12 protein-coding genes are annotated in these 16,078 nt (G+C 37.6%); 1 reads left to right on the top strand and 11 read right to left on the bottom strand.

Annotated features, from left to right (window positions below; all coding sequences use genetic code 11):
- The first annotated feature begins 51 nt into the window (after positions 1-51).
- Entirely contained in the window at positions 52-1,692 is a 1,641-nt protein-coding gene (locus ACMZOO_RS10525) for a putative bifunctional diguanylate cyclase/phosphodiesterase (RefSeq protein ID WP_440903308.1), read from the top strand.
- Positions 1,693-1,699: 7 nt separating this feature from the next.
- On the opposite strand, the gene ACMZOO_RS10520 is transcribed toward ACMZOO_RS10525, so the two are convergent.
- The 11 genes from ACMZOO_RS10520 to ACMZOO_RS10470 all read right to left on the bottom strand — a co-directional run bounded on the left by ACMZOO_RS10520 (position 1,700) and on the right by ACMZOO_RS10470 (position 15,906).
- Positions 1,700-2,071, bottom strand: coding sequence for a DUF2750 domain-containing protein (locus ACMZOO_RS10520; RefSeq protein ID WP_440903307.1), 372 nt, complete (start codon positions 2,069-2,071; stop codon positions 1,700-1,702).
- A 6-nt stretch (positions 2,072-2,077) separates the two neighbouring features.
- Entirely contained in the window at positions 2,078-3,379 is a 1,302-nt protein-coding gene (locus ACMZOO_RS10515; protein ID WP_440903306.1) for a capsule biosynthesis protein, read from the bottom strand.
- A gap of 34 nt (positions 3,380-3,413) precedes the next feature.
- The gene (locus ACMZOO_RS10510; RefSeq protein WP_440903305.1) at positions 3,414-5,462 is read right to left on the bottom strand and encodes a capsular polysaccharide biosynthesis protein; all 2,049 of its coding nucleotides are present in this window, start codon (positions 5,460-5,462) and stop codon (positions 3,414-3,416) included.
- A gap of 82 nt (positions 5,463-5,544) precedes the next feature.
- Positions 5,545-6,675, bottom strand: coding sequence for a tetratricopeptide repeat protein (locus tag ACMZOO_RS10505; protein WP_440903304.1), 1,131 nt, complete (start codon positions 6,673-6,675; stop codon positions 5,545-5,547).
- Between the two features lie 15 nt (positions 6,676-6,690).
- Positions 6,691-9,192 carry a CDP-glycerol glycerophosphotransferase family protein gene (locus ACMZOO_RS10500; RefSeq protein WP_440903303.1) on the bottom strand — a complete coding sequence of 834 codons (2,502 nt, stop codon included), beginning with the start codon at positions 9,190-9,192 and terminating at the stop codon, positions 6,691-6,693.
- A gap of 1 nt (position 9,193) precedes the next feature.
- Positions 9,194-10,633 carry a stealth conserved region 3 domain-containing protein gene (locus ACMZOO_RS10495; RefSeq protein WP_440903302.1) on the bottom strand — a complete coding sequence of 480 codons (1,440 nt, stop codon included), beginning with the start codon at positions 10,631-10,633 and terminating at the stop codon, positions 9,194-9,196.
- Between the two features lie 3 nt (positions 10,634-10,636).
- Entirely contained in the window at positions 10,637-11,611 is a 975-nt protein-coding gene (locus ACMZOO_RS10490) for a galactosyltransferase-related protein (protein WP_440903301.1), read from the bottom strand.
- 4 nt (positions 11,612-11,615) lie between these two features.
- Entirely contained in the window at positions 11,616-13,190 is a 1,575-nt protein-coding gene (locus ACMZOO_RS10485) for a polysaccharide biosynthesis/export family protein (protein WP_440903300.1), read from the bottom strand.
- A complete protein-coding gene (locus ACMZOO_RS10480; RefSeq protein ID WP_440903299.1) occupies positions 13,190-14,374 on the bottom strand; it encodes a hypothetical protein in 1,185 nt (394 codons plus the stop codon). Before ACMZOO_RS10480 ends, ACMZOO_RS10485 begins: the two co-directional genes overlap by 1 nt.
- An 84-nt stretch (positions 14,375-14,458) precedes the next feature.
- Entirely contained in the window at positions 14,459-15,106 is a 648-nt protein-coding gene (locus ACMZOO_RS10475; RefSeq protein WP_440903298.1) for an ABC transporter ATP-binding protein, read from the bottom strand.
- A complete protein-coding gene (locus tag ACMZOO_RS10470; protein WP_440903297.1) occupies positions 15,103-15,906 on the bottom strand; it encodes an ABC transporter permease in 804 nt (267 codons plus the stop codon). The genes ACMZOO_RS10475 and ACMZOO_RS10470 overlap by 4 nt, the downstream gene beginning before the upstream one ends.
- Positions 15,907-16,078 lie beyond the last annotated feature (172 nt).

Here is a 16,078-nt window from a genome sequence, read left to right as displayed (position 1 = left end):
CACAATTTATCATGAGGTACCGAGTGCCCGCACTCGTGATTTGATATGGACATGACATCAATTTTAACAACTACCCTCCCCCTATTTGCCCTATTATTTGTGGCACAAACATTTTTAGCGATTCGTTTTCGCACTTTTATCAATGGCATATATTCACTGCTTAATTTAACCAGTTTAATAGCAATTGGCTTAATTTGTTTTACTGACTTGCTAGCTGAATATTCACAAAATACACTCGTGCTAACCGCCTTTGGTGTTTGGGCTGGTTTTCAAACTTTTTTGCTCAGCAAAACCTTCATTCAACTGGTTGGCGCATCAAATGGCAGTGAAATAGGTGTTGGCCACAAGCCAACTCAGCAGGCGGTCATGCACCACTTAGCCTTACATGATGCAACAACGGGTTTACCCAACAAACATGCACTGCATAAATGGAGCAAAAACTCGCCAACAAGCCAACAAGTTTTATGCGTAATCAAACTCAGTGAATTTGCTCATATAAATCAAACACTCGGATATCAAACCGCAGATTTAGTCCTAATTCAAATAGCCCAACGTATCAATAAAGCCCTACAACCAATAGCTGCAATTGAATTTATTGAATCAGATAAAAAATTGGTTGCACTCGGCGGTGTTCGTTTTGCTTTTGTGCTTGATACGCAAGATAGTACAGATCAATACCAAGGCGTTTATCAAACGATACGTACAGCCTTGCCCGACCCAATCCCATATGAGTCTATGATGTTAAGCCTCAGTTTTGAAATGGGCATAAGCAGCAAAATAACCAACGCAAAACAAATTGATGACTGCATCCAACAAGCGCAGACAGCTGTGGATTATGATGGCAAAAACAAGGAGAACTTTGCGATATATTCAAATGATATGGATATCTTTAATCAAAACCAGCAAAAACTCTTGGCTGATTTAAGCCAAGCGGTCAAATTGCAGCAGTTGGCGCTTTTTTCTCAACCTATAATAGACTTGTCTAACAAACAATTTATTGCAGCTGAAAGTTTAATACGCTGGCGTCACCCTGATATGGGATTAATTGAACCTGAAAGATTTATACAATTAGCAGAGCGCACAGGGGTCATTTATTCAATAACTCAGTGGGTGGTAAAAACCTCAATTGCAGCCTGCAGCCAATGGCATCAACAAGATCTTAAGGTAAAGATAAGTATCAACCTTGCAAGTAAAGATTTACTCCAACATGAATTTGTCGACTTTATTAATGAGCAATTGCAAAAGCATAACCTAGCCGCCCATTTTGTTATTTTAGAAATAAGAGAACAAGCGCTGATGCAAGAACCGGCAATAGCACACAGTATAATAGAACGCTTGGCAGGAATTGGTATTAAGGTGGTTATTGACGACTTTGGTACAGGGTTTAGCTCATTAGCGCATTTAAGAGCTTTGCCGTTATACGGTATAAAAATAGACCGCCAGTTTATCAAGTTAATGAGCAAAGGTACTAAACATAAAACCTTAGTGAATACTATGGTCGATTTAAGTCGCAATTTACACCGTAAAGTGTTTGCCGAAGGTTTGGAAGATCCTGAGCAAGAGAATGTATTAAAATCTATGGGCTGTAACTTTGCTCAAGGTTTTATATATAGCCGCCCACTAGAAATAGACGGCATAAGCATTTGGGCAAAACAATGGCAAGCGCAATTCGATAACTTGCCAGACGAGTAGCCAAACACTATTTTTTTAGTGGCTGGCTTTTAATCACGTTTTGGATTTCACGTACTAAAATTTCGACTTCAGTTACGCAGGCATTTTCGGTTGCGTCGAGCCAGTCTAAACCAACTAATAAATCGTCTTGGACTAAACCTTCAAACCATTTCTCTTTAAACACTTCGTAATCAACTTTGTATGGTTTGAAGTTTTGATAACCCGTATTAGCTTGAATAAAAGCAAGCGCCTTTTCTTCGCTCGACCAAAAAGGCATCACGCCTTGGCCATCTTCACCTTGTGGTGTTGGTATACCTTGTTCATCCATAATGGTAAACAACTGTAAATCAGCGGCAACTTGCTGGTAAAAAGGATATTCGATTTGGCTTGTATTTATCATATTGGGTTAACCATTCACAGATTCAAATTCATCCTCGTCATCAAAAAAATGTAGCTGAGGTGCATTATTAGCACGAGCTAAATATGCATAGTCAGCAACCTTGACCTGACGATTCATTAAAAACTCAATTACGTTGGCACAAGTTACATCTATGTCACGATAAAAACTACCGTTAATTTGTGTATGGTCTTTTAACGCTTGCTTAAACTTAGTGAAAAACCTTGGGTTAGGTGGACAAGGGGATGCCCAGAAAAAGTTAAGCGGATATTGGCTGGTTAAACCTTCAACATTGTAATTTGCTCTACCCATAACTTTAGTTGGTTTAGAATGATGCAAAGACGACAAACCAACAGTACTATTAATAGTGACAGTACCACAGCAATTTTTCAGCATAGTAGGTAAATGCAATTCATGCCCATAAATAACACGTTGCTGAATACCTAATTTAGCCGCAATGCGTCGAATTAATTTGCCGTAATGACGAAAACCACGATCCATAGGGTGATGTTTAAACACCAACTTTTTATCTTGTGGCGCATGTTTAGCAAAAGAAACCATAACTCGACGGATAAACTCGTTCACATCCTTATAATCTGAATGCGAATAAATTTGGCTGTCGCAGTGCACTTGCAAAGGTACAAAAAAGTATTGATTAGCCCAATGGTCGACAATCCATTTATCTAAAGAACTCTGCAACAGTTTATATTTCCATTTACGATAAATAGAAAATGCCCAGTACCTAAGTTCATCAATATTCGAATAATCTCTATGATGTCCATCGTTTTGTAACCAAACTTTGCTCAGACCTCTTGCACAATAATAACTTACGCCATAATACAAACGGTGGAAAAAAGTTTGACCAAACGTACGTTCTGGCACTCGAGCTAATTCATGAATTCGCCCAAGCGTGCCTTGAGCATGCGCGCTAGCAGATAAATCCAGCGTAGAATTCGCGTTAACCCCGCCTTTTTCCAGCGTAATATGGTTAGGCCTTACATAACCTTCTTCAAATGCCCAAAAGTCGATGTCAAATTTATTGCAAATGTCTTTGGCAATTGAATGGTAGTGGCGACAATCACCATACACGACAATCGCATGAATATTATTACGCCTAACAAACATAGATAAGTATCGCTGCCAGCTTGATAAACGACCGCGATAATTAAAAACATGATCTGCCTGAGAGAATATTGCATCACCACCATTAAAATTAATTTTAAAAGTAGTGTTGCCTAATTTAGACAAATGTTTCGCTAGAGTGCCAAAAAATGGCCCAAGCGGTCCTTGTAAAAACAAGATATTGCTCATACTGTGCAATGATTCCCTTAACTAGGTACAACCATTAACCCAAACGGTTAACTAATAATGCTTCAAAAACGAAACGTATTTTACGCCATTTCCGAAATAAAAATGTAGTAATTTGTGACCGAGCAGCAAATTTTTCGCTCTGTCCTGAAAATTGCTGCACAATAAGCTCAGGCTTAGTATAAAAACCCGATTGCCAATCAATATAATCTGGGTAGTCAATTAAACTCGCGTGCACCAACTCAGCTAACTTTAACTTACGATTGCGCCTATCAAGTTGCAGCGTATCATGCGTTAAACCCCAACCTGCATAAAAAGGTAAACCATAACAATAAACTTGTTTGCCACGTAATAAAGCTTCAAACCCTGATAACGAAGATAAAGTATGCAACTCATCAGCTTGTTCAATAAGCTGAATAATTGACGCCTGCTCAATTTGAATGTCAGCCAATTCAGCGACAGAACTAGCGGGTATTTGTCCAAGGCGGTTGCCGCTTAACACATCAGGGTGAGGTTTATAAATTATATAGTCATCCGGCCTTTGTTTACGCACTTGTTGCAATAAACCAAGGTTAGTTGAAATATCCGGGCAACCCGTTTGAATAGATGCGTCGTCTTCAACCTGACCCACAACCAATACAATTTTTTGCCCCGCTTTTGCGCTAATCGCCCAGTCTGACGAGTCTTCTACATTATATTTAGAGACTTTGCTTTTATTTAGCAACTCAACTAAATGTTGCGCGCGTATAAGCTCTGCAGGTGTAAATTGTTTGTTTTGCAGAATATCTTCGAGTCGACTTGGGTGCTGCGGATTAAAATAGATGCCTTGGTTATCCACAACCAAAGAAGAGGGGCGGCGTAAATCAGCACCTAAACCAACCGACCGGACAAAACCATCTTCAATGCGTAAGATATTGTTTTTAAGCATAGCGGGCGTACGCTCTGGCAGCTCTTTTGCGCCCCATAACAACAAAGCGTCATGTGCTTGAGGGTTAATTTTGTTTAATTGCTTCGAGCTAACAAAAGTTACTTTTTTAGCATATTTACGCAAAAAATAGGGTAAAAAGGCCTTTTTCCACAAGCTAAAATTACAACAATACAAAGTATTAAATTGCATTGCTGTTTTTTGTAGCTGGATAAAATCAACAACATCTTCAGGATCACAGCGCTGTTGCGTAAGCGGGTTAACATAACGAACGTAACAAAAGTAGGCAGCATACACTAGACCGTCAATACTAATACTTTGACTTTCTGCTCTTAATTGTTGGCGACGCTGTGGAATGTGCCCACGATCATCTGTTAATCCCCAACCAGCGTAAAAAGGCGCACCAAAGGTGACAACTTGTTTGTTGTTGAGCAGTGCTTCAAAACCCATTTGCGAACAAACGGTGTACACCTTGTTCACCTGTTGAATAAGAACAATTGGATTACACGCCTGATAAATAAACTGCACTCTATTGCAACTTGCCCATTCAGGCTTAACAAAACCTGTTTTTTTTCCCAACAAAACATCTGGATGCGCTTTGACATAAATGGTCGCAGATGGATTTTCATCTATCGCTGCTTGCAACATTTGTTTAAATGAATCTGCACTGGCATAACTATATTCAACCGATAAATCACCAAAGGTTTGGTCAACCACTAAAACCGCATTTTCATCTAACGAAGGTGCTTGCTCAACTTGCCCACATAGATTGTATTTAGTGATTTGATTATCGATTAAGCTTTGCCGAAAAGCCTGCACGCGCGAAAGTAAATTTTGATGCTCGCGATTACTAACAAACTCGTCATTCGACAAATTTAACCTAGCACTAAACTGCTCTGGAATACCCGCTGCAATATAAGCTTCCATATCGGACGGGTTAGTTGCATCGTAATATATACCAGTGGTATCTACCGAAAGGGACAATAAGTTAGACTTAGCAGTTGGGTGGTTTAGGTAACCGATAAAGCCGTCTTCAACGCGCCAGAAAGGCAAGGAGTGCTGGTCAGCGTATGCTTTGGCGCGAGCAGCTGAGGGTTTAAGGCCCCAGCCCACAACCAAAAAGTTACCTGTAAAAGTCGGAAAGCCTTTAACAGCAATCATGCTATTAAAGCCAAATTCTCTGTTTATGTTGTTAGCAACAGCTTTAGTGGTGATACACAAGGAGTAACGATGCGTCATATATTTAGATAACAGGGCTTTCAACTAGCTCCGTAAGTTGTCTTTGCAGGCGAATTCTCGATTCTTCAGTCTTTGCTAGTTCTAAAGCGGTAATAATAGTCTGTGCAGTCAAAACACTCATGTTCAGATTGAGGCTGGCCTTAATCAACTCTAGACAAACAGAGATTGTTGGAGCTCTCTCAGCCAGAGGCTGTAACAAATTTAATGCTGAAGTAAATTTACAATTCAAATTATAGATTCGAGCAAGTAAGAGCACAGGAAGCGAAGGTCTGTCATCGATCCGAATAGAGTTCTTCAATGCTGTTTCGGCTTCAGACAGCATATTTACACTCAATAAATACTTACCAAGTTCTTTATAAAAGGTAGCATATTGATTCGATGTTATTGAAGTCAATTCGGAAGTTAGAGCTAGCGGTAAAATAGAACCTTCAGAAACTCGTTGATAAAAATCATATATAATCAGTGCCTCCGCAAAAGTTATGCGGTGGTTGTTGAGAAATGACAGTTTTGGAACTCGTTTTTCGTCAATAATTTTAGTAAAAAAATCTCCTATTGGCATTTCTTTATTAATATTAACTGCGATTTCATGATTGCAATTCTGGCCTACATAAACGCTTTGTTTTACATTGTGATGTTGAAACTTAGAGGCATGATATAGATCATTTAAATCATTACTCCCATATAACAAAAAGACTCTTGAATCATACGTTACTTCACTAATGTCACTGTCATCCAAATTCTCTCCTGCAATACTATTTTCACTTCTACTCAACGGTAATTTGAGCTGTAATTCAGGACCTAAAGCGATAATAGTGTCAGCGCACAAATCTCTACCATATCGTAGCGCAGCATACCCTCCCATTGATGTACCAATACAAGTAATAGACTTTTCTGTCAATTGTAATGACTGTATTAACTCTCGAATTTTATCCAACAGTCTCCCATATGAGTTAAATTCAGGCGTGCCATTTAAATACCATTTAGATTCATGGTCATTAATAAAAATTACGTTTTTATTTGAAGTCGATAGGGACTTAAAAAAAGTAAACTTCCCTTTCTCGACTCCTCTTGAAGAAAAAACAATCACAACATCGTTACTTCCAGATGATTTTACTAACTTAATTGTTTCCAACATCTTCCCCTTTCAAACTTAATCAAATTTGTTCAAATAATCTAACGTCGCATGGCAGTGAGAACCTTCAAATTCTGGGAAATACTCTGAATGTTTACGACTAAATATTTCATTAAGTTGAAAATTATTACTCCCACTCTGGACAACAGCTGACACAACTTTGGTAACGGAATCACACTTATCTCCAAACAAAAATTCTTCATTCTTGTAATTGTCGTTAAGCGGTGGAAAACGATGATCATCAAAATGTGCAAATATCACAGGTTTCTTTTGGTAAAAGAAATCCCAAGCCACGCTTGAGTGATCTGTTATCATCAGAGCACTTTCTTTAATCAAAGTTGATACATCTTCTTCGCCCACAAAAACTGGCTTTATAAAGTTAGAACCAAAGACAAAGTTACTCAGACAGTCTGCCAACTTTATATGCATATAAAACTTGAGAACAACGTTTTCTGTTTCCAAAAACTTAATTAAGGCTTGATTACTTAATAAACTTTGATAGAACTTGAAAAACTCTGATTCAGTAACGTCTGCTTCGAATTCCAACCAATCTCTCCAAGTCGGGATCAGCAATATTTGTCTTCTAGGGTCAGTCAACAATTTTAAATTATCGAAACGAGTGAACCCCAAAACTGGCACATTTTTTACATCATAACCTAAAATATCAGTCACAATTGTTTGCTCAAATTTCGAAGTAACGACAAAAGTATCAATATTTTGACTGCTTTTTGCATTTAAGGCTGGCTGCCCCCCTCTAATAGCTTTGAACGCAGTAACTCCATGCTGTAAAAATACAAATGGTTTACTTTCTAAACATCTAAGTACTCTTGTCTTAGGTGCTCTAAAAATATATCCATGTTGTCGGGTTTGTGAAGAAACAAGGCCTTTAGCAGCTTGAATATACAATAGGTGTTTGAAACTCAAGAACGATAATACATTAGATTTATCACCATCAAATTTTTTTAAATCAGGGGAGTTATCTTTAATAACATAATACAGATTTATATTCCCACCCACTTTTCTAAAATAATTAAACAAAAAATAGCTATTGTCCTGGGCAGTTGAGGCGTTTGTCTCCCAAGTTAACCAAATGTTCTTTGGCAGAAAAAACTTAAAAATAGGATACAAATAGTATGCAAGCATTTCCTTCCACTTTAGATTAACTGTTTCAAATTCATCTTTTTTCCGCTTTAAAATAGACACCGCGTTTCCAGGTGTAAAGTAAGGAATAATAGATTTTTCATCACAAAAGTGGGGGAAAAATTCATACCAAAATTTCTTCTTTGTAACCTTACCTGTAGGTCTGCCAAGTCTAGCTACAGCTCGATGTTTACTATGTTCAATGGATAAAAACAAGTCCCAATAACCATCTACAAAATTTTCGTCTCCACACAATGCTTCCAGATCAACTTTTACTCTATAAGCGGACCAATCATAATTGACTCTATCGGCAGCTCTGTTTTTAGTTATTCTTCTATTGATTATATTTTCAACCGGCCATGTCAAAATCCTGTCAAGATTAGATTTCTCTCGGCCTTTAAGGAGCAGCTCAATTTTTGGTGGTTTACTTGCATCAGTTTTAGGAATGTAGGCATTCCCCTCGATTTTCAATTCCCCATCTTTCCATTTAATATTTTTAATATTAATACTTGGTTTATGGTTGGATTTACTAACCATTCTCGAGTGTAGTATTTTGAACTTAACTACTCGATTTATAGCGGGGAGCTTAGTGTGATATGGGCCACTCTCAATTCTCTGTAACGCAAAACTTTTATTGAGTACAAGTAATCGGTCTTCACTTGAGTCGTTGCTGAACAGGGCTAGAGTAAGTTCGTCGTTATGCCCATGTGTTTCGTCAAACAATTGAGAATACATACAGCGCACAATAAGTTGATTACCATCAATCAGTGCTTCTAGTTGCTGCTTTAGCCCTGTTTTACTATTAATTAGACATGCATTCAAACCCATTATTGAATTAACAGCCCCATCTACAGCAATTAAATGAAACTCGACCGATTCGGAGCTATTATGCATTCCAATTAAAAGTAGTTTTTCTTTGACCTGATTAACTTTCTCTAGCGCCAAACTCCCTAAATAATGAACAAATTCTGCATCAATACAATCACTTTGTAATTGTTTTAATTTGGTTTGCTGTTCATCAATTGACTGCGACAAAAATAGAGACAATGGTTCTGAAGCAAGCAATTTACCATATGCAGCAACTTCACTATGAAATGTCAACTTCTCATGTTGAAGTACCATACGATTTAAGTCGCTGATTCGAACTTTCGCATTGAAGTTAAAAGCATTGACAAGATTATTTACGTTATCGATACTTTGAGTTACTAATTCATTTTGAGATATTTCACAAGGTAAAAAGTAAACGGTGTTTTTGCTTGACTCTTTGAACAAGAGCCTCATTTTCACATCACGTTTATGTAGATGTGCCTGTTTAAGGAAGGCTATGCCATTAAATACCAAAAACCGATCTTCAACCCAAATAGTATCTATATAAATCAACCTAAATTTCCTTAAATTTATTCAAAAACTCACTTACAGCTTTGTTCCAATTAGAGTTACTTGCACTTCCACCACCGCCATCATTGAGGCATATTGTTTTGACTTTACTTTTTCGAAAATCTGCATTTAGCCACCTCTTATAATTGATTTTCTGTGATATTAAGCGGTTTTCGATGTTTGTTTCGATTGTTTGACCTAAAGAAAGCGAGTAATAGTGGAATAAAAAAGACGCTATTGATATATCTTGACTAGAACGAAATTTACTTCGCATTGTGGCATCAGCTTGCTCATAAAAATCACTCCAAAGTTGCTGTAAAATATCAACCCTTAAAGCGTAAGGTGAATGCTTATGCAATTTTGTCGGGAGAAAACCAAATTTTTCTTGTATTAATTTTTGGCCATTCCTCGCAGCATTCAAGTAGTCTGGTGAACATTGGTCAGCATCCCCATGTACCATCCCATATTCTTCAAAGTTAGCTTTAGTTAGTCCTGAGTGTGTAAAGAAGTCACTTTTTTTAACATAATCAACGAGGAAGAAGTCATCATTGAAGTATAGAAAGTAGTTAGAAAGCCCTTCAATTTTGTGAAGACAACTTTCAATGGCATGAGAATTAAAAGTAGGCAATGATGTCCGCTCAATAATATCTGAATGGCAAACAATAGTTATATGAGGATCGTTTAACATCCACTGTAAAGGTCGACAGTTAGTTACAATATAAATATGGTTTATCCAAGACGCGTATTTTTTCACCGACTGGATAGAATAATAAATTTCATGTCTGTTATAAAAGCGGTCTAATCCCAACGAGTCTAACTTACTCTTTACATTGGAATGCTTATTAAGTTCTGAATTATAAAGCTCACGCCAACTAGAGTCTTCATGATTGACCCAAGTGTACACAGCATCGATAGTCAGCTTATTTATAGGTTGGATCGGTGCCGTAAAAATTATGCTCCCTAAATCAATAGCTTTTCCTTTTTTAAATAAAAGAGAGCCGTAATGACTACTTTTGTATAGCCTCCTCATATGATTATTAACAAACTTTGTTTGGAAATAGTCTCTACTTTCTTGCCAGAGAACTACATTTATAGTCAAACCATTAAAGCTAAACGAATGAATTCCTGCTTTTTTGAGGGTCTTATAAACTTTGTTTAGCTCGCTGATTTGACTCTCCGGGAGGATAGCATCATACAAAGTTAAAAAGTCAAAGATGTGTTTGTCTAATATCGCTAGATATAGAATATCCTCTCCTTTCTCCATCATACTCATCCGATGAACAGGAAAGAAACCCGACATAAAAATAGTTATGCCTTCGGCAGAAAAATTAGAAGGTGGATATGAGCGTTTTGTTAAATACTTGACGCTGTATAACTTGAATAAAAAGGTGCCTGAACGGTACTTTCGAGAAATTTTATTATAAAGATATCGTACTAATGCCACAGCCTAACCCAAAAACAAAAATTTAAATTTTTGAGACATATTCTTTGGAAATCTGTGCTCATCTAAATTGAAATGAAACAATATAGGAAGTTTTTCAAGATCGACTCTCATGTCTTTAGCCCGCGTTTCTACATAACTAAAAAAGCTATCACTACTAGCTTCATTTGGTTGGGCTTTTAAGGTGCTAATTTTGTTTTCAAATAAAAGTTTATTTCTTGCTCTTTCTAGCGGATAAGATTTTTTGTTCTTTTTATGGTGTAAATGGAACAAAATATCCCGACTCAATAATTCAGTGACACAGAGTTTAGCTAAACTAAGACGAAATCCTTTTATAAAAATGGGAGATTTGTATGGTTCGTCAACTGTGCTAGTTAAAGGTTGCAATTTATCGTGGAAATCAGCAACACGCATAAGAAAATCGAAGTCTTCATATCCATGCCCCTCAAATTCCTCGTCAAATCCCCCAACTTTAATAAAAGTATCTTTCAATAAAATTATCGCGGAAGATGGTAAAGCTAAATGTTGTAAATATTTTCTATCTGCATTTAAACAGTGATTAGTCACTTCAGTCCCGTTTTTTCGCAGAGCCTGTGTGCCGTAAGAGGTTAAGTATATACAGGGCAAAATAACAAAAGGGCGCTTTTTTGATTCTACTAACTGTGCTTTAGCCAAAAGCATATTAAAGTCCCCCCAGAGATCTACATCAATCAATGCGATTGTAGAATGTGAGGCGTTCGAAACTCCAATATTTCGCATAGCAGAATTGGGGACTGCTGAAGTAGAAATTTTAGATGAGATTATTTTTGAGTAAGGTTTTAACAATATAATGAAACACTTGTCCCAGAGTGTAGAACGGTTGTTATGAGAAAAAATCAATTCAATACTTTCATTATTTAGAGCTTTAGCCAATAAGAAAGCTTTAGAAATAATGTCAATGGCTCTAAAAGACAAATCAATTGTCACAACAACAGATAACACGATGTTACATCCCCAATACAACCGCAGCACTCACTGCGATCTGGTAAATAATTTGTGTTATATCTTTGCTAAATTGCAGGTACTTAGTATCCACTTTTGGCAGTATGAATATTTCATCACCGCCAACAATCTTAGCGCGTTTAAGTTTGCTGGTATCTTCAGCTAAATACTTTTCAAATTGACCGTTTTTATGCATAACAATCACGTAAGTTGAATCTTCACTTTGGGTGTAACCACCAGCTGAGTTTATATAATCGATTACGCTTGAGTCAGCTTCGTGGGTAATTGCACTTGGAAACACCACTTCACCATGCACTAATACCAGTGATGATTTACTCGGTATGCGGATAATATCACCCTGCTCCAAATGGATATCTTTGAATACGTCTGCATTGGTCAAAATAACTTGACCACGTGGCTCGATATTTTTGGCGCGTTCAACCCATTGTAGAATCAGCTCAGCTTCTTTTGCTCTGAGTGCTGCGGCTTCCGCCGTATCTGAACGTGCGGTTAATACGCTCGATTCAAGCGACTGCAAAGACGACTGCAGCATTTCTTTTTGTCGCGCTTTTACGCTGTTTCTGAATAGTTGAATGCCAGATAAATCAGACAGGTTATTTAGCTCAATTTGGTTAATCAGTTCAGTTAAAGTTGAACCATGTGGCAATACATACTCACGCTCACTTTCGTGTTCACCTTCAACCCTGACACTTATAGAGCGCGCTTTTTGGTCTGAAACAAATACCACCTTGTCACCACTGTACAAAGGTGCCTCGCTCGCTTGACCAATAGCATAATAGTCAACAAACTGTTCTGTGCCTGAGTTACGATAAATACGCACATGTGTCACTGTTGGGTCTGGTTTCACCATTTGTTTTACATATGCCAAATTAGTTTGAGTTTGCTCAAACTCAATTGCGCTGGCTTTAGCGACTAAACCGTCAACTGCTACGTGTTTTTTACGTGGGCTAACAAATATGGTGTCACCGTCGCGTATTTGGTGCGGGGTCATTAAACCTTGGGTTAAAAAGGTATATAAATTAAAAGTTTCAATTGGTTGGCCACTTCTAATTAAGCGAATATCTAAATAACTGCCGGAAGTTGGGTGTATACCTTTGGCTTTGTCTAAAAAGTACAATACTGAATCTGACGATAAACCTGCATACAAACCAGGCTGCATTACATGGCCGGTAACATATACTTTGACCGGTTGGGCACTTTCTAGCGTTGCATATATATGCACATTGCTTTGGAAAACCTGCTTAACGCGGTTTACCACAACTTGATTTAACTGGCTGTTTTTCACCCCACTTACATGCACAGGGCCTACTTTGGGGATAAAAATATTGCCTTGTTTATCAATTTCAAAAATAGCATCCAGGCTAGTGCCGCCCCAAATTTGCACTCGAATTTTATCGCCTATCGCTAATTGATAGTCAGGGTTAAAACCATTAAACGACTGGTTAGCAAAGTCGCCATTAAATAACCAGTCACCATAAACTGGCGCGGATTGTTGTACATTTGCACTTGCTGTAAAAGGTAAAAACAACAGGGCAATAATTATTAAATATTGTTTCATTAGTCTTCTTTATGCTCTTTTACTGTTGCAAGTATCATTACCAATATGCCGTACATCATCGCCAACAACACAGTTAAGGTAACAAACCAATAAATTCGTCTTGGGTATAGAGCTTCATCTGCAATAGTTGCATGCTCTACTACCAATAAATGTTTGAGCTTTTTATGCACCTCGGCACGTGTGGTTTCCAAACCGAGTAGCGCGGCTTTATATACATCGGCTGCAAAATCTATCTGCATTTTTAATTGGCGATATTTAATGTCGAGCTCATTTAATGCTGTGTCTGAGTCACTAATTAACTTAAGTTGCTGCTCGCCAATTTGTGTTTCAATCGCTTTAATTTGATTTTTTAACGTAACCACTTCGGCAGCGGTTGGGTTCATATAACTGAGCAGTGCTTCAAGTTCAGTTTTTTTGCTGATTAATAATGAATTCAATTCAGCAATGCTACCTAATACAGCTGTGCTTTGTTGTTCAGTACTATAAACTTGCTGTTTATTCTGAAACTCGGTCAACTGACCTGTTAAGTCAGATAAATTTTGATGCGAACGATTTAGTTCTTTTTCAACAAAAGCAACTTCTTCAAGTGCAATTTGATGACCGAGCTGATTGATAAAAGTTTCAGCATGCTGAATAATTTCGCTGATTACTTGATAAGAATAATCCGCCTCAAATGTGCGTACTGAAACTGTGATCAATCCAGAAATATCATCAAATTCAACTTGCACTTTATCTAAATAAAATTGGTAAAAGTCTTCAAATGTAGCACCTGTTGCCAAACGGCTAAACCAATCAGCATTTGAGTTGCTAAAATGCGTTCTTAACTGAATATTTGTATCTAGGTGTTTAAGCATATCTTTCGACAAGATATGTTTTTGAATTAGATAAGCATCTTTCGATTGGCCACCATCAATACCAAGCAATGGCAGAGATGCACCAGCAGCTAAGTTTGGTTCGTCAGAGGTTTTAATCACTAAGGTAGCGGTAGACTCATACTGGTCGCTAGCAATCACAAACAAATAGATAGCTAACGCAACCACAGGCACAACTAGCCAAGCAACATAATGGAAGGACAACACCATTTTTGACGATGTATCTGCTCCTTCTTTTGCCAACCTAAAGCCAATAGAGTCTAATAAAAAAGCTTTGGGTGAACGGAATAACTTTTTTAACTTCCGTGCCATCTAAGTACCACTAAATTCAGTTCGAATCATAAAAACGCTCCATTATATCAAGATATCTGCACACTTGTAGTGAAAGTGTCATAATTAGCATTGATATTGCTTAATTCCAGCTTCAACATTGTCAAAAAAGTGTAATTGACGATCTTGCAAAACAATTGCCATATCACATTGTTTACGCAAAGTAGACATATCGTGCGAAACCATAATTACATTGGCATTTTTGCGTTTTTCCGCCATAGATTCTGCACATTTTTTACGAAATGATGCATCACCCACAGAGGTTATTTCATCAATTAAAAACAGCTCAAAATCAAACGCCATACTTAAAGCAAATGCCAAACGTGATTTCATTCCCGACGAATAGGTTTTAATCGGCAACTCAAAATAATCACCAATTTCCGAAAATGCTTGCACGAAATCACAAGTTTTTGCAATTTGCCTATTACCATAAACACGACAAACAAATTCAACATTTTCTCGCCCTGTCATACTACCTTGAAAACCGGAGGCCAAAGCCAACGGCCACGAGATACGCTTATTTGAGCGAATTGTGCCTTTATTGGGAAAGTCGATGCCGCCTAATAACCGCAATAAAGTAGATTTACCCGCACCATTTGGCCCAAGTATAGCTACATCACGTCCTTCGGGAATGGTGAAAGTAACATCACGCAGTACGTACTTTTTCCCCAGTTTAGTTAGGTAATATTTAGTGACCTTATCCAACTCAATCATGTTGCTATCATCCGTGTCCAATGCATACGATATAAGCGCATGGCGATAAACAAACTAACCAAAGCACAGCAGAATAAATACCACAAACTTGCATGGTCTGAAGTGAAGTTTTCAATAAACCCTGCTCTAAACAGCTCAACCGCATGTAAAACTGGATTCCAAATTAGGTAAACATGGTATTTTTCAGGGATCATATCAAGGGTGAAGAATATGCCTGAAATAAACATCATAGGCTTCATTAAAATGCCTAAAAATTTGTCACTTTCTGGGAAAAACTCAATAGCAAATGAGGCAATCATGCCAAAAGAGGTGGCAAAAATAGTTAACAGCACAACTATCATTAAACAATATAAAATATCGTAGATTGCCACTTGATAACCCGCCCACCAAAACAAAGCAAACAAACTGACTGAGGTAAATAAAAAGATCCCTATTTCGAGTATAACGCGCGCACAATAAGTATTTATTGGTTTTACGTAACGGTAGTGGAATAACCCTCGGTTTGCTGAACAAGCACTCTTACATTTAGTAAATAGATTTTGAAAAAGTAAAAAAGGCATAATGCCGGTATAAATAAAAATTGGTGTTTCTACCCCACCAAAACCTTCACGTGCACGCACACCAAAGATCACCGAAAAAATAATAACGTGCGCAATAGGCTCTGCTAATGCCCAAAACACGCCCAACCTATAAGTGCCAAAACGGGTTTTTAGCTCGCGTAAAAAAAGCGCAAAGATTACGTCACGCATCACCTGAAATGGGTTGCGTTGTATTCTGTATTGGGCGGGCTGAAATGACATTTATAAAACTCTGTTAGGTAATCGCTGCGCATTATAACAAACAAGCTCGATTTTACAGTGGGTTTAAATGTTAAAAGATGTACGTCTGACTACATACGTATGCATAGCGATTTTTGCTTCTAAAATGGCTAGACTGAATCATTGACATTTTTTTAACACTTCACACACATAA

The sequence above is a fragment of the Catenovulum sp. SX2 genome, from assembly GCF_052056295.1.
Taxonomy (GTDB): domain Bacteria; phylum Pseudomonadota; class Gammaproteobacteria; order Enterobacterales; family Alteromonadaceae; genus Catenovulum.
This window is presented reverse-complemented; position numbering and strand designations above follow the sequence as displayed.

Excerpts from the sequence above, each read along its gene's own strand:
- ACMZOO_RS10525 (WP_440903308.1), top strand. The coding sequence starts at position 52 with ATGACATCAATTTTAACAACTACCCTCCCCCTATTTGCCCTATTATTT.
- ACMZOO_RS10520 (WP_440903307.1), bottom strand. The coding sequence starts at position 2,071 with ATGATAAATACAAGCCAAATCGAATATCCTTTTTACCAGCAAGTTGCC.
- ACMZOO_RS10515 (WP_440903306.1), bottom strand. The coding sequence starts at position 3,379 with ATGAGCAATATCTTGTTTTTACAAGGACCGCTTGGGCCATTTTTTGGC.
- ACMZOO_RS10510 (WP_440903305.1), bottom strand. The coding sequence starts at position 5,462 with ATGATTGCTGTTAAAGGCTTTCCGACTTTTACAGGTAACTTTTTGGTT.
- ACMZOO_RS10505 (WP_440903304.1), bottom strand. The coding sequence starts at position 6,675 with ATGTTGGAAACAATTAAGTTAGTAAAATCATCTGGAAGTAACGATGTT.
- ACMZOO_RS10485 (WP_440903300.1), bottom strand. The coding sequence starts at position 13,190 with ATGAAACAATATTTAATAATTATTGCCCTGTTGTTTTTACCTTTTACA.
- ACMZOO_RS10480 (WP_440903299.1), bottom strand. The coding sequence starts at position 14,374 with ATGGCACGGAAGTTAAAAAAGTTATTCCGTTCACCCAAAGCTTTTTTA.
- ACMZOO_RS10475 (WP_440903298.1), bottom strand. The coding sequence starts at position 15,106 with ATGATTGAGTTGGATAAGGTCACTAAATATTACCTAACTAAACTGGGG.
- ACMZOO_RS10470 (WP_440903297.1), bottom strand. The coding sequence starts at position 15,906 with ATGTCATTTCAGCCCGCCCAATACAGAATACAACGCAACCCATTTCAG.